Here is a 21,105-nt window from a genome sequence, read left to right as displayed (position 1 = left end):
TCTTGTTCGCCAGCGGGGGGCGGCGGTGGTCCAAAAACAAGAACCGCCCGCTTCCTCTGGGGAAGCGAGCGGCTCGTGTTGGTGTCGGCGCAGGCGGGGGAGGGGGAGGGTGCCCGCGCCAACGGAAGCTAAAGGCGCTTTAAGCGGCCTTCATCTTCGAGGTGATGACCGAAACGCGGTTTGAGATCGGCGCAAAGCTGTCGTTTGCCATCTTGACGACCAGTTCGCTGGTCTTCGAAGTCTGGGCAACGGCGGCGTCGAAAGCCTTCTTGCTGTTTTCGGCATAGAGCTTGAAGAAATCGGCCGGCGTCTTGACGCCGGTGTAGCCCTTCAGCGCAGCGGTCGTGTCTTCAAAGCTCTTGCGAGCGAAGGTCACGCCTTCCTGGCCGATCACTTCCATGTTCTTGGCAGCGATCTTGCCGGCTTCGACGAGCGCTTCGACGTTCGCCTTGTTGAATTCGACGGCTTCTTCAGCAAGCTTGCTGGTCTTGCTCATCGCGTCCTTGGCCTTCGCGTTGAAGTCGGCGGTCAGGGCTTCGGTGCGGGTCTTCGCTTCGTCGGCGAACTTCTTGACGGTGTCGTTCATGGTCTTGATTCCTTTGCTGACGGCGGCAACCGGCTTCGGTGCGGCCTTGGGGGCAATTTTCTTCACGACCGCCTTCTTGGGGGCGACCTTTTTGGCAACTGCTTTAGGAGCAGCAGCCTTTTTCGCGGCCGGCTTGGCTTTTGCCTTCACCGTCTTGATCTTGGCAGGGGCCGGCGCCTTCACCACTGCGGGGGCAGCGGCGACGGCGACTGTCGGGGCGGCCGGAGTCGCGACCGGCTTCGGTGCGGTTTCCAGCGTCGCGGCTTCGAAAGCCTTTTCGGCACTATCCATCTTGGTAGCCATCGTAACAACTCCTTTTATGTTGCAGTGCACAATATAGGAGTGGCTCGGCAATTTCAAGGGTAATATGGTGCAGTGCACAAAAAAATGTTTTGCCGCCTTACGGCGAGATAATCGCTAGATATTACCGCTGTTTGACATAGCGGCCGGGCGCGTCCTCAATCGCCTTTTTGGCGCCTTTTCCCGGTATGCGCGAACCCTTCACAGGTATTTTTGCGCTATCCTGGGCCGAAATCCAGTCGATCCAGTTCGGCCACCAGCTGCCCTTGGTCTCGCTGGCACCCGCGATAAATTCGTCAAGCGTTGCCGCTTTGCTGTCGCCGGTCCAATATTGATATTTGCCCGCGGCAGGGGGATTGACGACTCCGGCGATATGGCCCGATCCCGCCAGCAGGAACGTCTTTGGCCCCGAAAGATGGTCCATCAGCCGCCATACGCTGGCTAGCGGCGCGATATGATCCTCGCGGCCAGCCTGAATATAGGCGGGGGTTTCGATTTTCCGCAGATCGATGGGCGTACCGCACGCTGACAGGCTGTTCGGGATCACCATGCGATTGTCGCGGTAGAGTTCGATCAGATATTGCCGATGCCACTTGGCAGGCAGGTTGGTGGTGTCGCCGTTCCAATAGAGCAGGTCAAAGGGCGGATAGTCGTTGCCGAGCAGATAATTGCTGACGACATAATTCCAGATCAGGTCGCGCCCGCGCAGGCTGTTGAAGGTGGCCGCCATGTAGCGGCCGTCAAGGAACCCCGGCGCCGACAGCTGTTCGAGCAATGCAAGGTTGCTGTCGTCGACGAACATCTTGAGGTCGCCGGCCTGTTCAAAATCGACCTGCGCGGTGAAGAAGGTCACCGACTTGACCTTGTCGGCCTCTTTTCTGGCTGCCAGCATCGCGAGGGTTGCGGCGAGGGTGGTGCCGGCGACGCAATAGCCGATCGTGTGGACGGCGGGGACGTCGAGCACCGCGCGCACCGTGTCGATCGCATCGAGTTGGGCGGCGATATAATCGTCCCACACAATGTCCTTCATCGACGCGTCGGCCGATTTCCAGGATACCATGAACACCGACAGCCCTTGCTCCACCGCCCAGCGCACGAAGCTTTTTGCAGGATTCAGGTCGAGAATATAGAATCGGTTGATCCACGGCGGGAAGATCAGGAGCGGGACGGCGAGCACGTCCTTGGTGGTCGGGGTATATTGGATCAGCTGGTAGAGATCGGTCTGGTGGATGACCTTGCCCGGGGTGGTCGCGATATTGACCCCGACCTCGAATGCGTCGGGATCGACATGGCTAAGCTGCCCGCGCGATAGATCGGTGAGCATATGCTGCAAGCCCTTGAGCAGGCTTTCGCCGCGCGTTTCGACGGCGCGTTTGATCACTTCCGGGTTGGTTAGCGCGAGGTTCGTCGGCGCCATCGCGTCGGCGATACCCTTTGCGGCAAACTCCATCTTCGCGCGCGCTGCGGGGTCAAGGCCGTCCAGTTGGCGCGTCGTCGCGAGCATCTGTTCGGCGAGCAGACCATAGGTTTGGTGGATCATCGCGAACACAGGGTTCGACGCCCAGTCCGGGTCGGCGAAGCGGCGGTCCTTCGCTGCCGCGACGTCGGGCGCCGCCGGGGTCATCGGGTTCAAGGTCGCGAGCGAGGTCCAGAAGGCGACGCCCTGATCCCACATCTTTGATGATTGCTGGGTCCACAGCTGCGCCGCGGGGCTGTTCAGCCAGTTTGCGGGATCGAACATCGCGGCCGCGCTTGTCTTGCCATCATTCGCCTGGCCCAGCGCATATTCGAGCATCATCTGCTGCGCGCGGCCGATGACGCTCGTCCAATGCTGAATGTCGTCGGGCGACGGCAGAAAGGGATTGGGCGCTCCGGTCGTACCGTCTTGGTCTGCCTCGTTCATGCTCGTTCCCGCTGGTCAGTGCTGTCAAACTGCCTATAACAAGGCGCGTCGCGACTTGCGACCGCTGATCGTCCCGTAACGAAAAGGAGTTGTTCTAGTTTCCCATGTCCGAAGATGAATTCTATCGCATCAAGCGCCTGCCGCCCTATGTCATCGCCGAAGTCAATGCGATGCGTGCGGCCGCCCGCGCCGCGGGAGAAGACATCATCGACTTGGGGATGGGCAATCCCGACCTGCCGCCGCCGGCGCATGTGATCGAGAAATTGTGTGAAGTCGCGATGAAGCCCGACGCGCACGGCTATTCGCAGTCCAAGGGCATCCCGGGGCTGCGCAAGGCACAGGCCAATTATTACGCCCGCCGCTTCAACGTCGAACTCGACCCCGAAAGCGAGGTCGTGGTGACGATGGGATCGAAGGAAGGGCTGGCCAGCCTGGCGACCGCGATCACCGGACCCGGCGACGTCGTGCTGGCACCGAACCCCAGCTATCCCATTCACACCTTCGGTTTCATCATCGCCGGGGCGACGATCCGCAGTGTGCCGACAACCCCCGACGAAAATTACTGGCGCGCCCTCGACCGCGCCATGGCGTTCACCGTGCCGCGGCCGTCGATCCTGGTGGTCAATTACCCGTCGAACCCGACCGCCGAGGCGGTCGATCTCGCTTTTTACGAACGGCTCGTTGCCTGGGCCAAGGAGAACAAGGTCTGGGTGCTGTCGGACCTTGCCTATTCAGAGCTGTATTATGACGGCAATCCGACGCCTTCGATCCTGCAAGTACCCGGCGCCAAGGATGTTGCCGTCGAATTCACCTCGATGTCGAAAACCTATTCGATGGCGGGCTGGCGGATGGGCTTTGCGGTCGGCAACAAGCGCCTGATCGCGGCCATGACGCGGGTTAAATCCTATCTCGATTATGGGGCGTTCACACCGATTCAGGCGGCGGCCTGTGCGGCGCTGAATGGCCCGCAGGACATCGTCGCGCGCAATCGCGAGCTGTATCAAAAACGCCGCGACGTGATGGTCGAAAGCTTTGGCCGCGCAGGCTGGGATATTCCGAGCCCGAAGGCGTCGATGTTCGCTTGGGCGCCGCTGCCTCCTGCGCTCGCGTCGATGGGCAGCCTGGAATTCACCAAGCAATTGCTGATCCATGCCAAAGTCGCGGTCGCGCCGGGCGTCGGTTATGGTGAGGATGGTGAGGGCTTTGTCCGCATCGCCATGGTCGAAAACGAACAGCGCATTCGTCAGGCTGCGCGCAACATCCGCAAATTCCTGTCGATGCACGGTGTCAACACGCCTTCGGTCGCGGCCGGCGCCGAGGGATGAGCATGACTGGCTCGGCGATGATCGCCGAGACGATCCAACTGTCGGTCACCCCGGTGTTCCTGCTTGTCGCGACGGGCAGTCTGCTCAACGTCTTGACCGGACGCCTGTCGCGCGTGGTCGATCGCTCGCGGGCGTTGATGGAGCGCTGGTCCGAGACCGAGGGGGCGGAACATGAGCGGGTCGTCGCCGAACTGCGCGCCGCCGACCGGCGCATGGACGTGATCAACAATGCGATCGCCGCCGCTGTCGCGTGCGGCATCGTCGTGTGCCTGCTCGTCGCGCTGCTGTTCGCGCAGGCGATTGCCGGGTTCAACCTGGGGCTTGCTGCGTCCTGGGCGTTCGCGATTGCGATGATGCTGTTGCTCGCGTCGCTGGTGCTGTTCCTGATCGAGGTCCGGATGGCGATCCGCAACATCCATGTGCCGATGGAGTTGCTCGAACTCGAGGAAATGGGCTGGAAGCGCCGGCGGGATAAACGGTAACGTCTTATCTGTTCCGTCGTTGCGAGCGAAGCGAAGCAATCCAGAGCGGTTTACGCGGGCTCTGGATTGCTTCGCTTCGCTCGCAATGACGATTAAGTGTTAGGGCGCCACGCTCACGCGGTAGGTCGGCGTCACGCGCTTTTGGCTGGCCTGCTCATAAGCGTAACCCGCCGCCAGCACGTCGGCATCGGCCCATTTGCTGCCGATGAACGACAAACCGATTGGCAGGCCCGCGACCGCGCCCATCGGCACGGTCAGATGCGGATAGCCCGCGACCGCGGGTAACTGGCTGACGCTGGGACCGCTGTAATGGTCGCCGTTGACCAAGTCGCTGGTCCAGGCGGGTCCATTTGTGACCCCCACGAGCAGATCGACGTCATGCTCTTTCATCAGCCGGTCAATGCCCTCGGCACCAGCAAGCCGCGCCGCCTTGTCGCGCGCCGTGATATAGGCCGGGCTGTCGAGGCTGCCCTTGCTTTCGGCCAGTTCAAACAGTGACTGGTCGAACCATTTCAGCTCGGCCGGGTTCGCCTTGTTGAACGCGATGAGGTCGGCGAGCGACGTGGGGCCGTTCTTGGCGGGCAGTCCCGCGAGATAGATCGCCATATCGGCCTTGAGTTCGGTCATCAGCACCTCGAACTCAGCATCGCCCAATTCTTCCAGCCCCTTGCGGCTGTCGGCGATTTCGACGACCGTCGCGCCCAGATCGGTCATCTGCTTCAACGCTGCATTGAACAGCGCGGCGACGTCGGCACGGTCGCCGATGCGGTCGCGCAGCACGCCGATACGCTTTCCCTTCAGCGCATCAGGGGAGAGCGCCGCGACATAATCGACTTTTCGCGCGTCTGCCTCCGTGGTCGCCGGGTCGGCGGGGTCGCTGCCCGCAATAATTGTCATCACCAGCGCCGCGTCGCGCACGGTCAGCGTCATAGGTCCTGCCGTGTCCTGGCTGTGGCTGATCGGAACGATATGGGTGCGGCTGACCAGCCCGACGGTCGGCTTAAACCCGACGATGCCGTTCACGCCGGCGGGGCAGGTGATCGATCCGTCGGTTTCGGTACCGATTGCGAGCGGCGTCAGCGAAGCGGCCACCGCTGCGCCGCTGCCCGCCGACGAACCGCAAGTGTTGCGGTCGAGCGCGTGCGGATTTTTCGTTAGCCCGCCAGTCGCACTCCAGCCGCTGGTCGAATTGTTCGAGCGGATATTAGCCCATTCGCTGAGGTTGGTCTTGCCGAGGATGATCGCACCGGCATCGCGCAACCGCGCGACCAGCGGCGCGTCGCGGCTCGTGATATTATCTTTCAGCGCCAGCGAACCAGCGGTCGTGGGTACCGGCCCCTGCGCCTCGATATTATCCTTGATCAGCACCGGAATGCCGTGGAGCGGTCCGCGGATTTTGCCCACCTTGCGTTCTTCATACAGCCGTTTTGATTCGCTCTTGGCATCCGGAAAAGTCGCGATGACTGCATCCAGCTTCGGCCCGTAATCGTCGACCTTCAAGATGCGGTCGAGATAGAGGGTGACCAGCAATTCTTCATACATCGAGCCGCTGGTCATTTCGGCCTGCAGCGTCGCCGCGTCCTTGCCTTCGACGGGCGGCAGCGGTGGCGGCATCGCCGCGGTGGGCGCGATGGCAAGAAGCGCGGTGGCGGCGAGCAGGGAAATTTTTTGCATGGGCCACACGCTGCCAGCCGTAGCGGCAATTGCAAGCGGCGATTTTCAGAGCGCCGCATCGGCGTTGACACCGGGCGGCGGGGTCTGCACCCCTATCGGTGGGAGAGATAAATGACTGACAAGCCTGCCCTCGCGACGGGTATCGCCTCGCCATCGTCCGACGGTGTTTCCACACAAACGCGCACGATGCTGTGGATCCTGCTGATCGTCTATATCTTCAATTTCCTCGACCGGCAGATCGTCAACATCCTCGCCGAACCGATCAAGGCGGACCTCGGGCTTTCCGATACCGAGCTGGGCTTGCTCGCCGGCCCCGCCTTTGCGGTTTTCTACGCCCTGCTCGGCATTCCCATCGCGCGCTACGCCGACAAGGATGGGACGAACCGGGTGCGGCTGATCGCGCTCGCGCTCGCCATTTGGTCGGCGATGACCGCAGTATGCGGGCTGGCGCAGAATTTCGTCCAGCTGCTGTTCGCACGGATCGGCGTCGGGGTCGGCGAGGCGGGCTGCACGCCGGCCGCGCACTCATTGATTTCCGACAGCGTTCCGGCCGAAAAACGCTCGTCGGCAATTGCCTTTTATGGTCTGGGCGTGCCGATCGGGTCGCTGCTCGGGCTGATCATCGGCGGGATCGTCAACGATCTCTATGGCTGGCGCATCGCGCTGATGATGGTCGGGGCACCCGGGTTGCTACTGGCACTGGTCGTGTTGTTCGTCATGCGCGAGCCGCGACATAGCCGGACTGCCGAAGCCGCCGCGACCGCTGCGGCGGTGGTGCGGCTGTCGACCGGCGAGGCGATGCGCGAAATCTTCGCGTCGCGCGCCTTTATCTACATTTTGATCGCCTCGTCCGTCGTCGCGTTTCTGGGTTATGGCAAGGCGCTGTGGACGATCAGCTTTTTCATCCGCAGCCATGGCCTGTCGACGACCGAAGCCGGACTGTCGATGGCGGTCGTGCTGGGCGTGGCGGGCGTGTTCGGTACTTGGCTCGGCGGCAAGATGGCCGACAAATTCGGTCCGCGCGACAAGAAACACCTGCTGACCTTTCCCGCTTACGGGATGGCGATTGCGGCGCCGATTCTGTTTTTCGGTTATCTCATGGAAGATTGGCGTGTGGCCGTCGCGCTGCTGATCATCCCCACGATCCTTAACTCGGCTTATTATGGACCGGCCTATGGCTGTGTGCAGGGGCTGGTGCGCCCGCAAGCGCGCGCGGTTGCGGCCTCGATCATGCTGTTCGGACAAAATCTGATCGGGCTGGGTTTCGGGCCGTTCTTGTTCGGCGTGCTGTCCGATGCGTTGCAGCCGTTCGCCGGAACCGAAAGTGTCCGCTGGGTGCTTTACGGCGCGGCGTGGCTAGGACTGATCCCCGCCTTCTTCTTCTGGCGCGCTAGTTTGCGGCTGCAGGCCGAACTCAAGTCGGGCTAATAGGGCGGTTCTTGCCGTGCGCGCTGCGCTTTCGCTGCGTCGACCCACCAGTTGAGATCGTCGGCAAAACGCGGGAAGGCTTTTTCGAGCCGCTTGCCGCTGTCACCGGCGGGCTGACCCTCTTCGTCAAACGCTGACGCAATGCCGCCGACGGGCAGGATCGACGAGGTGACCGCCATGCCCATTTCGCCCAGCGTGTCGCGCCAGCCCAACATCGCGCGGACCCCGGCGAACGGGCCCGCCGAATAACAGGCGATCGCCGCGGGGCGCCAGAACCATTCCTCGAGAAAATGGTCGGTCAGGTTTTTGAGCCCCGGCTGCATGCCCCAATTATATTCGCCGGTGACGAACAGGAAGCCATCGGCGGCGCGGATCTGGCCCGCGAGCGCAGCCATAGCCGGCGGTGCCTCGCCCTTGGGATATTCCTTGAACATGCGGTCGAGCATCGGCAGGTCGACCGCTTTGGCGTCGATCAATTCGGCGCTATCGCCTCGCGCCTTCATCGCATCGACGATCCAGCGGGCAAGCTTGATGCCCTGCCGGTCGCGGCGGTAGCTGCCATAGAATACAAGGATGTGGCGGGACATGGGTTCTCCTGAGGACCGACGGTGACGCAACGCGGGCGCGAACAGCCCATCCTAGGCGCTCGGCAGCGCGCGGCAAGTGGTTGCCAGCTTCGCGCCGGTGCCTAAGGTGGCTGCGAGGGGAAATCTTGCCATGACCATATATCGCACGCCCGATGCGCGTTTCGATGCGCTGCCCGACTGGCCTTATGCGCCGCAATATCTCGAAATCGACGGCGGCCTGCGCGTCCATTATGTCGATGAGGGCGCTGCCAATGCCCAGCCGGTGCTGATGCTCCATGGCGAGCCGACCTGGTCCTATCTGTATCGCCATATGATCGGCCCGGCGGTGGCAGCCGGTTTTCGCGTCGTCGCGCCCGATCTGATCGGCTTCGGCCGCTCGGACAAGCCGCTCGATCGTGGGACTTATAGCTATGCGGCGCAGGTCGCGTGGATGCGGCAGTGGATCGAGGCGCTCGACCTTAAAAACATCATCCTGGCGTGCCAAGATTGGGGCTCGCTGATCGGGCTGCGACTGGTCGCCGAAATGCCGGAACGCTTCGCGGGAGTCGCCCTGTCGAATGGCGGGCTGCCTGAGGGCCAACCCGCGCCCCGCGCCTTCGCCATCTGGCGCGCCTTCTCGCGCTACAGCCCGGTGTTTCCAATCGGCAAGATCGTCAAGGCGGGGACCAAGCGTGAACTGACGGCTGCTGAAATTTCGGCCTATGACGCGCCCTTTCCGACGCGCGCATCGAAGGTCGCGGCGCGTGTTTATCCGTCGTTCGTTCCGCTCGGCGACAATGTCGCGATCCCCGATCAAAAGCGCGCATGGGCGGCGCTGGAGGCTTTCGAAAAGCCGTTCCTGTGCTGTTTTTCCGACGGCGACCCGATCACGCGCGGCAGCGATGCCCTGTTCAAGGCGCGGGTGCCGGGAACGCAAAGCGTCGCGCACCGCACGTTGAAAGGCGGTCACTTCATTCAGGAGGACGACCCGGCGGGATTCGTTGCGGCAATCCGCGACGTGTCGGCCGCCGGGACCTTCGTCAGTCGCTGAACGGATCGCGGATCAGGATGGTGTCCTCGCGCTCGGGGCTGGTCGACACCAGCGCAATCGGGGTTTCGATCAGTTCCTGCACGCGCTGAATATATTTGATCGCCTGTGCAGGCAGGTCGGCATAGCTGCGCGCGCCCGCGGTCGTTTCCTGCCAGCCGTCCATTTCCTCATAGATCGGTTCGACCTCGGCCTGATCGGCCGAATGCGCGGGGAAATAGTCGAGGATTTTTCCACGCAGCCGATAGCCGGTGCAGATACGGATCGTGTCGAAGCCGTCGAGCACGTCGAGCTTGGTGAGCGCGATGCCGGTGACCCCCGATACCGCACAGCTCTGGCGCACCAGCACCGCGTCGAACCAGCCGCAGCGGCGCTTGCGCCCGGTCACGGTGCCGAATTCATGCCCACGTTCGCCAAGCTTCTGGCCGATTTCGTCCTCGAGCTCGGTCGGGAAGGGGCCGCTGCCGACGCGGGTCGTGTAGGCTTTGGCGATGCCGAGCACAAAGCCCACCGCGCCGGGGCCGAGGCCCGAACCGCTCGCGGCGGTGCCGCTAACGGTGTTGCTGCTGGTCACGAAGGGATAGGTCCCGTGATCGACATCGAGCAGCACGCCCTGCGCGCCCTCGAACAAAATGCGTGCGCCGGCCTTGCGGACCTTTTTCAGGCGCTTCCAGACGGGCTGCGCATATTCGAGCACATAGTCGGCGATTTCGGTAAGGTCAGCGACCAGCCGCTCACGGTCGATCGGCGGCTCGCCGAAACCGGCGCGCAGCGCGTCATGATGCGCGGTCAGGCGGTCGAGCTGCGGTTCGAGCTTGTCGAGATGCGCGAGGTCGCAGACGCGCAACGCGCGGCGGCCGACCTTGTCCTCATAGGCGGGGCCGATGCCGCGCCCGGTGGTGCCGATCTTGCCCGCGCCCGCGGCAGTTTCGCGCAGCGCGTCGAGGTCGCGGTGGAACGGCAGGATCAGCGCGCAATTGTCGGCGATCGCAAAATTTTCGGCGTTAATGACAACGCCCTGTCCGCGCAGCTTGGTAATCTCGTCGCGCAAAGCCCAAGGGTCGAGGACGACGCCGTTGCCGATGATCGACAGCGTGCCGGTGACGATGCCCGAGGGGAGCAGCGACAGTTTGTACACCTGCTCGCCGACGACAAGTGTATGGCCGGCGTTATGGCCGCCCTGAAAACGCACCACGGCGTCGGCGCGGCTGGCGAGCCAGTCGACAATTTTGCCCTTGCCCTCGTCGCCCCATTGCGACCCGATGACGGTAACATTTGCCATGATGCTGTCCTGCTGAACCGGGCCTAAAACGACCAATGCTGGCCCGGCGCGGCCTTAGCGGATTTGGCTGGAGAGGCAAGCGCGCTGGGATGAATTTGCGACATTTGCGTTGGACAAGGGGCAGGCGCCGGGGGGCGATGGAGGTGTGACTATGAGCAAGCGATACTGGATCGGTCTGTTCGCGGCGATAGCCGTAGTGGCGAGCGGCATGCCTGCTAGCGATGCGCGCGAGAAACTGCGCGACCGTCTGCGCGAAGGGATGGCCGAACGCATGGGCGCCGACGAAGGGCCGCAGGTGCCAGGCGGCGAGACGATCGCCTATGGCAGTGATCCCTTGCAGGTGCTCGATATCTGGCGCGCGAAGGGGGCAAAGGGAGCAGCGCCGCTGATCGTCTATGTTCATGGTGGCGGGTGGAAACGAGGCAGCAAGGATAATGCGACCGGACGGTTCAAACCGGTGCATTATCCGGAGCAGGGCTATGCCTTTGCGTCGATGAACTATCGCCTCGTTCCCGCGGCTACGGTGGAGCAGCAGGCGGCGGACGTCGTGGGTGCGGTGAAGGCGCTGGTCGATCGCGCCAGCGCTCTGGGCATCGACCGGCGGCGCATCGTGCTGATGGGACATAGCGCCGGCGCGCATCTGGTGGCGCTGGTCGGCACCAACGAGCGTTATCTGAAGGGTGCGGGGCTGTCGTTCGCTGATATCGCAGGCGTCATCCCCATCGACGGCGCGGCCTATGACGTCGCGGCGCAGATGATCGATGCCGGGCCGATGATGACGAAAACTTATACACAGGCGTTCGGCACCGATCCGGCGCGCCAGAAAGCGGTGTCGCCGACGCTGCAGGCGGCGGCGCCCAATGCGCCCGATTTCCTGCTGCTCTATGTCCAGCGCGCCGATGGTGTAAGGCAAGCCGAGGCCTTGGGAAGTGCGCTGGTCGCGGGGGGCAGCCGGGTCGAACATGGCAGCTTCCCCGGTGAGGGGCTGAAGGGCCATGCTGAGATCAACCGCAGCCTGGGCGATCCGGGTTATGCGGCGACCGCAACGGTCGATGCGTGGCTGAAGCAGGTGGTCGGGAAATAGAGGGCGCCTGCAAGATGAAGAATTGCAAGCGATTGTCCCCTTCTCGTCATCCCGGACTTGATCCGGGGCCCATGACCAAGTTAGTCGCTTGGACCCCGGATCCAGTCCGGGGTGACGAGGATCAAGGAACGCACCGTGCCATGACCAACCCCGACGCCCCTTATCACGCCCATATCTATTGCGATCCTGCCGAACGGCCCGCCGCCGCTGCGCTGCGCGACGATTTCGGTCGTGATCGTGCAATCCTGTTCGTCGGGGCAATTACCGATGGCGCCGCCGGGCCGCATCCGATTGCGCAATATGAGGTGCATTTTCTGGCCGGGCATCGCGATGCCGTGGTGGCGGCGATCGAGGCGACGGGGCTGCGCGCCTTGGTCCATCCGCTCACCGACGACGATCTGGCCGATCATACGACGCTGGCGCGCTGGATCGGCGAACCCGTCGAACTCGATGTGGCGGTGCTCGATCCACCCGGGGTCAACCAGGGCATTCCGCGCTTCGGTGTTTCCGACTTTTAGGCTTCAACCGGACCGTCGGCGCTGAGGCGAAAGCCGCAGCCGAGCGCGCGCGCGTCGTCGGTTTCGGATAGCGCCGCCACTGTCTGCCAATCGTCGGCGCGCAGGCTTGCCGCGAGCGCGGGGTCGTGACCGAGCGGCAGGAAGATGCGGCGGTCGGCGTCGTCTTCCGCGCCAAGCCCCGCGTCGATCAGCGGATCGGGATAGAGCGAGAAGCCGACAGCGGCTTCTTCCTGTTCGCCGACCGGGATCGCGTAGCCGCCGCCGCGCCCGACCGCGTCGCCCTGGCCCGGAACGAAGATCTGGAAGCCGAACCAGCTTTGATAGGCGAAGCCGTGGCGTTCGGTCGGATCGAGCGTCAGCGTGACGCGGTCGCCGATCGGTGCGGCAATGGCTTCGAGCGCGTCGATGCGTCCCGTAAGGACGCCTGATGTGTCAAATGCGCGGAGGTCGGCAATGGCTTTGTCGAAGGGGCCGGTCGCCCGCAGCAAGGGCAAATAAGCCTCGGCGCCCAGCCGCGTCAATGCGCCGGCGTCCTTTGCGTCGAGTTCGTCGCGCAGCTGCTGGATGTCAGCATCGACCGGCAGCGGCCCGTTTGCGAGCAGGTCGACGACGTCGGGCAAAGTGAAATCGATCGTGACCGGACCGATCCCTGCAGCTTCGAGTGCATCGATCGCGACCGTCACGATCTCGCGCGCCGCGGCAACGCTGTCGCTGCCGATCAGTTCGGCGCCCACCTGCAGCATTTCGCGCGCGGGTCGGAGCTGGCTGGCGCGCAGCTTCACGACCTGTCCAGCGTAGCAGAGGCGCAGCGGGCGCGGGGCGTTGGCTAGCAGCGAGGTTGCGATCCGCCCGACTTGACGTGTGATGTCGGGGCGCAGCGCGAGCGTACGCTGCGACACCGGATCGGTGAAGCGCAGCAAGTCCCGAGCGGTCCGATCATCGTCGCCGCCCAGCGTCTCACGGAACTCGGCGAGCGGCGGCGAGACGCGGCTATAACCATGTGCGCGCATAGCATCGACAAGGGCGCGCGTGATGCGCGATGCGGCCTCGGCCTGTTGGGGCAAGCGGTCGCGGAGGCCTTCGGGCAGCAGGGCAGGGGTGCGGGGCATGGAAGCGGCCTTAGGATGGTCGGCGAGAGTCAACAATCCCGAATTCCGTTCGCATCGAGCGAAGTCGAGATGCCGTTAGGGCAGGCACCAGCGCAGGGTGTCTCGACTTCGCTCGACACGAAAGGGGATTGAAAAGGCTTCTTAGAATTTCAAACCCTTCACCATCTTCACCCCCGGAAGCTGGCAAAGTTGCCACAGCAGCGGCTCGGGCATCGGCGAATCGAGCGACAGCAGCAGCACGGCTTCGCCACCTGCGGCGCGGCGGCCGAGGTGGAAGGTGCCGATGTTGAGTCCCGCTTCGCCGAGCGCGGTGCCGATGCGGCCGATGAAACCCGGGGCGTCTTCGTTGACGATGTACAACATATGGCCGTCGAGATCGGCCTCGACCTTGACCCCGAAGATCTCCACCAGACGGGGTTCGTTGTTGCCGAACAATGTGCCCGCGACCGACCGGTCGCCCTGATCGGTGGCGACGGTGACGCGGATCAGCGTGTGGTAATCGCCGTCGCGGTCATGGCGCACTTCGCGCACGTCGAGCCCGCGTTCGCGCGCCAGATGCGGCGCGTTCACCATGTTCACGCTGTCCGAGTAGCGGCGCATCAGACCGGTCAGCACCGCGGCGGTGATCGGTTTCAGGTTGAGTTCGGCGGCGGCACCTTCGGCCTCGATCGAGATCGTGGTCAGATTGTCGTGCGCAAGCTGGCCGATCAGGCTGCCAAGCTTTTCGGCGAGTTCCATATAGGGCCGCAACTTCGGTGCTTCTTCGGCCGACAGGCTGGGGACGTTGAGCGCGTTGGTGATGCCGCCGGTGAGCAGATAATCCGAAATCTGTTCGGCCACCTGGATCGCGACATTGACCTGCGCTTCGTCGGTCGAGGCGCCAAGGTGGGGGGTGCAGATGAAGTTCGGCGCGCTGAACAGCGGATGATCGGCGGCCGGCGGTTCCTGCGCAAACACGTCGAGGGCGGCGCCCGCGACTTGGCCCGACTCCAGCGCATCCTTCAACGCCGCTTCGTCGATCAATCCCCCGCGGGCGCAATTGATGATGCGCACGCCCCTTTTTGCTTTGGCCATATTCTCGGCCGACAGGATGTTGCGCGTCTGGTCGGTCAGCGGCGTGTGCAGCGTGATGAAGTCGGCCTTGGCGAGCAGGGTGTCGAGATCGGCCTTTTCGACACCGAGCTCGATCGCGCGCTCGGGGGTCAGGAAGGGGTCGAACGCAACGACCTTCATGCGCAGACCCAGCGCGCGTTCGGCGACGATGCTGCCGATGTTGCCGCAACCGATCAGGCCGAGCGTTTTCGAGGTCAGCTCGACCCCCATGAAATCATTCTTCGGCCATTTGCCCGCTTGGGTCCCGGCATTGGCTTCGGGAATCTGGCGCGCGAGCGCGAACATCATCGCAACCGCATGTTCGGCGGTGGTGATGCTGTTGCCGAACGGCGTGTTCATCACGATGACGCCCTTTTTCGACGCCTCGGGAATGTCGACATTGTCGACCCCGATCCCGGCGCGGCCGACGACCTTCAGGTTCGTCGCGGCGGCGAGGACGTCGGCGGTGACTTTGGTGGCCGACCGGATCGCGAGGCCGTCATAGTCGCCGATCATCGCGATCAGCTCTTCCTTGGTCTTGCCGGTAATCTCGTCGACATGGATACCGCGCTCCTTGAAGATCGCGGCGGCGCGGGGGTCCATCTTGTCGCTGATGAGGACTTTGGGTTGGGTCATTGTCTGTCTCCGTCATCCCAGCGAAAGCTGGGATCGTTGGGAAGGGGGATGATCGATAGCTGTCCCGGCTTTCGCTGGGACGACGTCAGGCGCTCAGCGACGCGTAAGCCCAGTCGAGCCACGGGCCGAGCGCTTCGATATCGGCGGTGTCGACGGTTGCGCCGCACCAGATGCGCAGCCCCGGCGGCGCGTCGCGATAGCCCGCGATGTCGTAAGCCGCGCCTTCCGCATCGAGCAGCCCGGCGAACTTCTTGATGAAGCCCTCGTCAGCGCCGGCAACCGACAGGCAGACCGACGTCTTCGACCGGCTGGCGGGATCGGCGGCGAGATGGCTCAGCCAGTCACGCTCTTCGACGATCTTGTCGAGGGCCGCGGCATTGGCATCGCTGCGCGCTTTCAGGCCGTCGAGCCCGCCGAGCGACTTCGCCCATTCGAGCGCGAAGATGGCATCCTCGACCGCGAGCATCGACGGGGTGTTGATCGTCTCGCCCTTGAACACGCCCTCGGCGAGCGCGCCTTTCGAGACGAGGCGGAACACTTTGGGCAGCGGCCAGGCGGGGGTGTAAGTTTCGAGGCGTTCGACCGCCCGCGGGCCGAGGATCAGCACGCCATGGCCGCCTTCGCCGCCGAGCACTTTCTGCCAGCTGAAGGTTGCGACGTCGATCTTGTCCCAGGGCAGGTCGTAAGCGAAAACTGCGCTGGTCGCGTCGGCGAAGCAAATACCTTCGCGGTCGTCGGCGATCCAGTCGCCGTTCGGGACGCGGACGCCGCTGGTGGTGCCGTTCCAGGTGAATAGAACGTCGTTCGACCAGTCGACCTGCGTCAGATCGGGAAGCTGGCCATAATCGGCGCGGATGACCGTCGGATCGAGCTTGAGCTGCTTCGCGGCATCGGTGACCCAGCCTTCACCGAAGCTCTCCCAGGCGAGCGTCGTGACGGGCCGCTGCCCAAGCATCGTCCACATCGCCATCTCGAACGCGCCGGTGTCCGATCCGGGGACGATGCCGATGCGGTGCGTGTCGGGGAGTTGCAGCATCTCGCGCATCAGATCGATGCAAAGCTGCAGGCGCGTCTTGCCGATCTTGGCGCGGTGCGAGCGGCCCAGCGATTCGGTTTGGAGCTTTTCGGGAGACCAGACCGGCGGTTTGGCGCAGGGTCCGGAAGAGAAAAACGGGCGCGCAGGGCGCAATTCAGGTGTCGGCACTTCAGTCATTATAGTCTCTCCTCGCAGAGAGCTCGCGCGGCGTTGGGACCGCGTGGCCCGGCGCCGCGTTTAGGGTGGGCCACGCAGCTGTCAAACAAAATGCGTGGGCCGCGCGAAATTTCCGGCGAGTTGAAGCAAAACTAAAGAGCTTGTTAACCATCTTGTCGGTATTTTGACGGTCATGCCCATTGCGACCTTTTTGCAGCCTCGGATGCTATTAGCGGCCACCGCGGCGCTGGCCCTGTCGGCCTGTTTCGGCAGTCCCGATGTAATGAAGCGCGGCGATCCAAAACGCCCGAGTGCAAGCACAATAAAACGTCCGCAAGTTGCGGCTGCGCCGTCGTTCACCGGCGCGGAAGCCCAGCAATGCGCTTTCGAGCTCAAGCAAGCGGGGGTGCGTTTTACCCCATTGGCCAACCAGGATCATGGCGGCGGGTGCAGTTCGATCGATTCGGTCAAATTGCTCGACATCGGTACCCCCACGACCAATCTGGGCGCGATGACCTGTCCGCTGGCAAAGAATTTTGCCGCTTGGGCGCAATTTGCAGTGAAACCGGCGGCGCGGAAATATTTTGGCCAAGAGGTCGTCAAGATCGAGACCTTTGGCACCTATAGCTGCCGCAACATTTATGGCGGTCGTTCGGGCCGCCTGTCGCAGCATGCCTATTCGAACGCGGTCGATGTGTCGGGCTTTGTGCTCGCAGACGGGCGCCGCATCATGCTCGACGGCGGATGGAAGGGCGACAAGACGTCACAGGACTTCCTGCGCGCACTGCACAAATCGGGCTGCCGCCGTTTCGGTACGGTGCTGGGTCCGGACTATAATGCCGCCCATTATAACCATTTTCATTTCGACATGAGCGGCAACGGTTACTGCCGCTGATTTCCTCGTCATGCCGGGAACGGCGGGCGCCTTGGCAAAGACATGCGAAACCGCTAGCCGTTCGCCAATGACAACAGACAAACAACCCCATCGTTCGCGTTTCCACAAAGCCAAGGACGACGCGCAGTTCGCCAAGCAGGCGGTATCGACCCCGCAGACGCAAAGCCCCGCCTATCGGCTGGCGTTTCAGGACACCGAATTCCTGCTCCGCGAAGATCTGCGCCCCGTGCGATTCCAGCTCGAGCTGCTCAAACCCGAACTGATGCTCGACGAGGCGAAGATCGAATCGATGCTGGTCATTTATGGCTCGGCCCGCATTCCATCACCCGACACCGCGCAGGCCGTGCTCGACGCCGCCCGCACCCCCGAAGAAAAACGGATCGCCGAGCGGCTTGCCGCCAAGGCGCGCTATTATGATGAAGCGCGAAAGCTGGCGCGGATCGCGAGCCAAGTGCCGCCCGACGAAAAGGGGTGCCGCAACTTCGTTGTCTGTTCGGGCGGCGGGCCGTCGATCATGGAGGCGGCGAACCGCGGTGCGGATGACGAGGGCAAGGAATCGGTCGGGCTGAATATCGTGCTGCCGCACGAACAGGCGCCGAACCGTTATGTCACCCCCGACCTCAGCTTCCAGTTCCACTATTTCGCGCTGCGCAAGATGCACTTTCTGCTCCGCGCGCGCGCCGTGTGTGTCTTTCCGGGCGGGTTCGGGACGTTCGACGAGACGTTCGAGCTGCTGACGCTGATCCAGACCGGCAAGATCAAGCCGATCCCGATTGTGCTGTTCAGCCAGGAATTCTGGACCCGCGTCGTCAATTTCGATGCGCTGGTCGAGGAAGGCGTGATCAGCCAGCGCGACCTGTCGCTGTTCCACTTTGTGGAAACCGCTGACGAAGCATGGAAGATCATTCAGGATTTCTACGACGATGTGCAAAATCCGAACTGACTGATGCGTCGCCCTCGCGCGAAGGTGGGGGCCGCAATCGTTCTTATAGCGATGATGGAATCAGGCCTCCAACGGCCCCCGCCTGCGCGTGGGCGACGGCGCTATTTCGATTGGCTTTCCAGATACAGGATCAATGCTTTGCGGTCGGCATCGTCTGGGATGCCCGCAAAGGCCATGCGCGTTTCGGGCACCGCCATCATCGGTTGCTTGAGATAGGTGTCGAGCGCCGCTTCGTCCCAGACGCCGCCTTTGGCCTTCATTGCGCCCGAATAGGAAAAGTCGGCGTGTGACGCGACGGCGCGGCCGACGACACCGTGCAGATTGGGGCCGATGCCATTCGACCCCCCCTTGTCGATCGTGTGACAGGCGACGCAGCGTTTGAACACCTGCTCGCCCATTGCGGCGGTCGGGGCAATCGCGGGCGTTTCGACGCCGGACTCATTCGCCGCCGGTGCTTCCGTCGGCGTGTCGCTCTTGCCGCAACCCGCGAGCATGAGCACGCCCGCCAGCAGGACGGGCGCGAACCGCATTATTTCTTGGCTTCGGCCGGGGCGGGGGTTGTTGGAGCTGCGCCCTCTGCCGGAGCGGCCGCGCCTTCGGCGGCGGGAGCGGCTGTCGCACCTTCGGCAGGCGTTTCGGCTGCACCTTCGGCTGGTGCGGCGCCGTCGGCGGCCGCGGGTGCCGCTTGAGCGGCGGGCAGCGCAAGGTTCGAACCTTGCGCGTTCAGATAAACGAGCAGGTTGGCGCGGTCTTCGGGGCTCGACAGGCCCGCAAAAGACATTTTGGTGCCAGGCGCGAACTTGCGCGGGCTGGTCAGCCACGCGTTCATCTTTTCAAAGTCCCAGCTGCCGCCCATGCCCGACAGCGCGGTCGAGAAGGCGAAGCCATGTTTGCCGTGGCCAATTTCTTCGCCCAGCGTGCCATAGAGGTTGGGGCCGATGCCGTTGGCGCCGCCCGATGCGATGGTGTGGCACGCGGCGCATTTGGCGAACACGGCCTCGCCCTTCGCCACGTCGGCGGCGGCGAGCAGATTGCCAAGCGGGACCGCCGATGCGGCAGCGCCGCCACCGGCTTCGGCGTCTTCGATGACGAAGCCGGGCTTTTCCGGGTTGTGGCTGGCGAACAACATGCTCGACCCGATGGTGAGGCCCAGCGCGCAAATGCCGGCGAACAGCACCCAGCCAGCGATCGTGTTGTTGCGATTGTCCATGCTCTTGCAGCCCCGTTAGCTGGCGCCCGCTTGCGGAGCGCATTAAGTGATTTGGACGCTCCCTTACTGGTGCGTGGACGGCGGCGCAAGAGGATGAAATGGGTCACGCGGCCAGTTGCGCCGCCGTGGTCCTGCGGCTATGCGCCGCGGCTCCAGCGCGGGAAGGCAATCATGGGCAGTTATTCGGCTTCGGCACAGCATCTGGTCGACGACATGCGCGTGGCGGCGCTGGCTCAGCCGGCCCGCGGCCTGGCGTTTCAGGGCGCACCGGGCGCGAACAGCGATCTGGCGGCGCGCGAATATGATGCCAACTCGCTGCCGTTGCCGTGTTACGCCTTTCAGGACGCAATCGATGCGGTGCGCGATGGCCGCGTCGACCGCGCGATCATCCCGATCGAAAACAGCCTGCACGGCCGGGTTGCCGACATCCACTTCCTGCTGCCCGAATCCGGGCTGTCGATCGTCGGCGAGCATTTTCTGCCGATCCGTTACGGATTGATGAGCCGCGACCTTGGCCCGGTGACGCGCGCGATGAGTCACGAACAGGCACTTGGCCAGTGCCGCCATTGGTTGCGAGAGAATAATATTGCACCGGTCGCGCACAGCGACACCGCGGGCGCCGCGGCGTGGGTCGCGGACAGCGACGAGGTAGGGCTTGCCGCGCTGGCGCCGCCACATGCCGCCGAGCTTTATGGGCTGACGCTGCATGGCACCGGGATGGAGGACGCCGATCACAATATGACGCGCTTCGTCGTACTGGCACGCGAGCCGCTGCTCGACGTTTCGGCAATCGAAGGGCCGGTGATGACGACTTTCATGTTCGAGGTGAAGAATATTCCCGCCGCGCTCTACAAGGCGCTGGGCGGTTTTGCGACCAACGGGGTCAACATGACCAAGCTGGAAAGCTATCAGACCGGTGGCAGCTTTGCCGCGACGCAATTCTATGCCGACATCGTCGGCGCGCCGGGCGACGAGCGCATCGATCGCGCGCTCGAGGAACTGGATTTCCAGACCAAATCGCTGCGTTTGCTTGGCACCTATGCGCAAGCGCGGGTGCGCCCCTAAGCGCCTTAGCCGCCGCGGCGGCGGAGCATCCGGGCGGTCGCGGACGTCTGAACGATGAACAGCGTCACAAGGATGCTCGACACGACCAGCGCGAACAGATCGAAGGGCGAGAAATTGGTGCCGCGGATGTCGGCGCCGCCGACGATTGGCATCAGGGCGGTCATCGCCATCAACATCAACCGCAGCTCGGTCGGCCCGCCGGCCATATAGGACAGACGAAACTCGCCGACGACCTTGGCGGCGATGAAGGTATGAATCGACAGCAGGAAATATCCGATCACCGCCATCAGCGCGACGTCGAACCGCATATAGGGGCTCATCCCGATCGCGCTGACCATCAGCAGCGTCGCCAGCGCATCGACGCTATGGTCGACGAAATAGCCATAGTTGGGCCGCTCGATGCTGCGCCAGCGCGCCAGGCTGCCGTCGAGAGAATCACCAAACCAGTTGATGATATAGCCCGCGAGGCACAGCCCCAGCCATTCGCTGTCGATCCAGCTGAGAACATAACCCGCTGCGACCATGGCCGCGCCGATAAAACCCAGCACGGTTAGCTTGTCGGGGGTCACCCATTGCGGCAGCCGCGGACAGATCCAGTTAAGCAGACGGCGCTCTCCGCGCGCGAGGATATTCTGCTGTATACGGACCGGCGCTTGCGCGACGGGTTGGAACTTGCTCATGGAAATCCTTTGTTGCTGGCTGTCACAAGGTCGCCAGCCGACTGTCATCGGATCGTCATAGAGCGAAAGTCACGGGTGCGAAAGGGC

At 63.4% G+C, this 21,105-nt stretch carries 20 protein-coding genes; 9 read left to right on the top strand and 11 right to left on the bottom strand.

All coding sequences use genetic code 11. From position 1 onward, the window contains the following. Nucleotides 1-139: 139 nt before the first annotated feature. Complete coding sequence (locus ACQY6T_RS09420) at nt 140-889, bottom strand: phasin family protein (protein ID WP_428630527.1); 750 nt, start codon at nt 887-889, stop codon at nt 140-142. Nucleotides 890-1,010: 121 nt separating this feature from the next. Next, complete coding sequence (locus ACQY6T_RS09415; RefSeq protein WP_428630526.1) at nt 1,011-2,789, bottom strand: PHA/PHB synthase family protein; 1,779 nt, start codon at nt 2,787-2,789, stop codon at nt 1,011-1,013. Between the two features lie 104 nt (nt 2,790-2,893). On the opposite strand from ACQY6T_RS09415, the gene ACQY6T_RS09410 reads away from it, so the two are divergent. Next, entirely contained in the window at nt 2,894-4,114 is a 1,221-nt protein-coding gene (locus ACQY6T_RS09410; protein WP_428630525.1) for an LL-diaminopimelate aminotransferase, read from the top strand. Beyond that, entirely contained in the window at nt 4,111-4,596 is a 486-nt protein-coding gene (locus tag ACQY6T_RS09405; protein WP_428630524.1) for a DUF2721 domain-containing protein, read from the top strand. The genes ACQY6T_RS09410 and ACQY6T_RS09405 overlap by 4 nt, the downstream gene beginning before the upstream one ends. Before the next feature lie 99 nt (nt 4,597-4,695). Here the strand turns inward: ACQY6T_RS09405 and ACQY6T_RS09400 are convergent, their stop codons facing one another. Continuing rightward, nucleotides 4,696-6,270, bottom strand: coding sequence for an amidase (locus ACQY6T_RS09400; RefSeq protein WP_428630523.1), 1,575 nt, complete (start codon nt 6,268-6,270; stop codon nt 4,696-4,698). Nucleotides 6,271-6,381: 111 nt separating this feature from the next. On the opposite strand from ACQY6T_RS09400, the gene ACQY6T_RS09395 reads away from it, so the two are divergent. Further along, on the top strand, nt 6,382-7,698 hold the full coding sequence (locus ACQY6T_RS09395; protein ID WP_428630522.1) for a spinster family MFS transporter: 1,317 nt from the start codon (nt 6,382-6,384) through the stop codon (nt 7,696-7,698). On the opposite strand, the gene ACQY6T_RS09390 is transcribed toward ACQY6T_RS09395, so the two are convergent. Continuing rightward, complete coding sequence (locus ACQY6T_RS09390) at nt 7,695-8,285, bottom strand: NADPH-dependent FMN reductase (protein WP_428630521.1); 591 nt, start codon at nt 8,283-8,285, stop codon at nt 7,695-7,697. The genes ACQY6T_RS09395 and ACQY6T_RS09390 overlap by 4 nt on opposite strands. A 130-nt stretch (nt 8,286-8,415) precedes the next feature. Between ACQY6T_RS09390 and ACQY6T_RS09385 the strand changes: the two genes are divergently transcribed. Further along, nucleotides 8,416-9,315 carry a haloalkane dehalogenase gene (locus ACQY6T_RS09385; RefSeq protein WP_428630520.1) on the top strand — a complete coding sequence of 300 codons (900 nt, stop codon included), beginning with the start codon at nt 8,416-8,418 and terminating at the stop codon, nt 9,313-9,315. On the opposite strand, the gene ACQY6T_RS09380 is transcribed toward ACQY6T_RS09385, so the two are convergent. Further along, nucleotides 9,305-10,594 (bottom strand): adenylosuccinate synthase, encoded by a 1,290-nt coding sequence (locus ACQY6T_RS09380; RefSeq protein ID WP_428630519.1) that lies wholly within the window; start codon nt 10,592-10,594, stop codon nt 9,305-9,307. The two genes, ACQY6T_RS09385 and ACQY6T_RS09380, sit on opposite strands and share 11 nt — an antisense overlap. 151 nt (nt 10,595-10,745) lie before the next feature. Between ACQY6T_RS09380 and ACQY6T_RS09375 the strand changes: the two genes are divergently transcribed. Then, nucleotides 10,746-11,678 carry an alpha/beta hydrolase gene (locus ACQY6T_RS09375; protein WP_428630518.1) on the top strand — a complete coding sequence of 311 codons (933 nt, stop codon included), beginning with the start codon at nt 10,746-10,748 and terminating at the stop codon, nt 11,676-11,678. Between the two features lie 140 nt (nt 11,679-11,818). After that, the gene (locus ACQY6T_RS09370; protein ID WP_428630517.1) at nt 11,819-12,196 is read left to right on the top strand and encodes a DOPA 4,5-dioxygenase family protein; all 378 of its coding nucleotides are present in this window, start codon (nt 11,819-11,821) and stop codon (nt 12,194-12,196) included. Here the strand turns inward: ACQY6T_RS09370 and ACQY6T_RS09365 are convergent. From ACQY6T_RS09365 to ACQY6T_RS09355, 3 genes are all read right to left on the bottom strand, one after another. Beyond that, entirely contained in the window at nt 12,193-13,305 is a 1,113-nt protein-coding gene (locus ACQY6T_RS09365) for an ATP phosphoribosyltransferase regulatory subunit (RefSeq protein ID WP_428630516.1), read from the bottom strand. The two genes, ACQY6T_RS09370 and ACQY6T_RS09365, sit on opposite strands and share 4 nt — an antisense overlap. A 141-nt stretch (nt 13,306-13,446) precedes the next feature. Continuing rightward, nucleotides 13,447-15,033, bottom strand: coding sequence for a phosphoglycerate dehydrogenase (serA, locus tag ACQY6T_RS09360; RefSeq protein WP_428630515.1), 1,587 nt, complete (start codon nt 15,031-15,033; stop codon nt 13,447-13,449). An 85-nt stretch (nt 15,034-15,118) separates the two neighbouring features. After that, nucleotides 15,119-16,246 carry a phosphoserine transaminase gene (locus ACQY6T_RS09355; protein ID WP_428630514.1) on the bottom strand — a complete coding sequence of 376 codons (1,128 nt, stop codon included), beginning with the start codon at nt 16,244-16,246 and terminating at the stop codon, nt 15,119-15,121. 202 nt (nt 16,247-16,448) lie between these two features. Between ACQY6T_RS09355 and ACQY6T_RS09350 the strand changes: the two genes are divergently transcribed. Both ACQY6T_RS09350 and ACQY6T_RS09345 read left to right on the top strand, forming a co-directional pair. Next, nucleotides 16,449-17,120, top strand: a complete 672-nt coding sequence (locus ACQY6T_RS09350) for an extensin family protein (RefSeq protein ID WP_428630513.1) — start codon at nt 16,449-16,451, stop codon at nt 17,118-17,120. 67 nt (nt 17,121-17,187) lie between these two features. Then, nucleotides 17,188-18,063, top strand: coding sequence for an LOG family protein (locus tag ACQY6T_RS09345; RefSeq protein ID WP_428630512.1), 876 nt, complete (start codon nt 17,188-17,190; stop codon nt 18,061-18,063). A 101-nt stretch (nt 18,064-18,164) separates the two neighbouring features. On the opposite strand, the gene ACQY6T_RS09340 is transcribed toward ACQY6T_RS09345, so the two are convergent. Continuing rightward, nucleotides 18,165-18,593: a c-type cytochrome gene (locus ACQY6T_RS09340; RefSeq protein ID WP_428630511.1), complete on the bottom strand. Its 429-nt coding sequence runs from the start codon at nt 18,591-18,593 to the stop codon at nt 18,165-18,167. Beyond that, nucleotides 18,593-19,273, bottom strand: a complete 681-nt coding sequence (locus ACQY6T_RS09335) for a c-type cytochrome (protein ID WP_428630510.1) — start codon at nt 19,271-19,273, stop codon at nt 18,593-18,595. Before ACQY6T_RS09335 ends, ACQY6T_RS09340 begins: the two co-directional genes overlap by 1 nt. Nucleotides 19,274-19,444: 171 nt before the next feature. On the opposite strand from ACQY6T_RS09335, the gene ACQY6T_RS09330 reads away from it, so the two are divergent. Continuing rightward, nucleotides 19,445-20,338, top strand: a complete 894-nt coding sequence (locus tag ACQY6T_RS09330; protein WP_428630509.1) for a prephenate dehydratase — start codon at nt 19,445-19,447, stop codon at nt 20,336-20,338. Nucleotides 20,339-20,343: 5 nt separating this feature from the next. Here ACQY6T_RS09330 and ACQY6T_RS09325 read toward each other — a convergent pair whose 3' ends face one another. Continuing rightward, nucleotides 20,344-21,018, bottom strand: coding sequence for a CDP-alcohol phosphatidyltransferase family protein (locus tag ACQY6T_RS09325; RefSeq protein ID WP_428630508.1), 675 nt, complete (start codon nt 21,016-21,018; stop codon nt 20,344-20,346). Nucleotides 21,019-21,105: the final 87 nt, after the last annotated feature.

Origin of the sequence: Sphingopyxis sp. (genome assembly GCF_965279725.1) — a bacterium.
GTDB lineage: Bacteria > Pseudomonadota > Alphaproteobacteria > Sphingomonadales > Sphingomonadaceae > Sphingopyxis.
The sequence above is the reverse complement of the archived record's forward strand: the minus strand, read 5'-3'. Positions and strand labels throughout refer to the sequence as shown.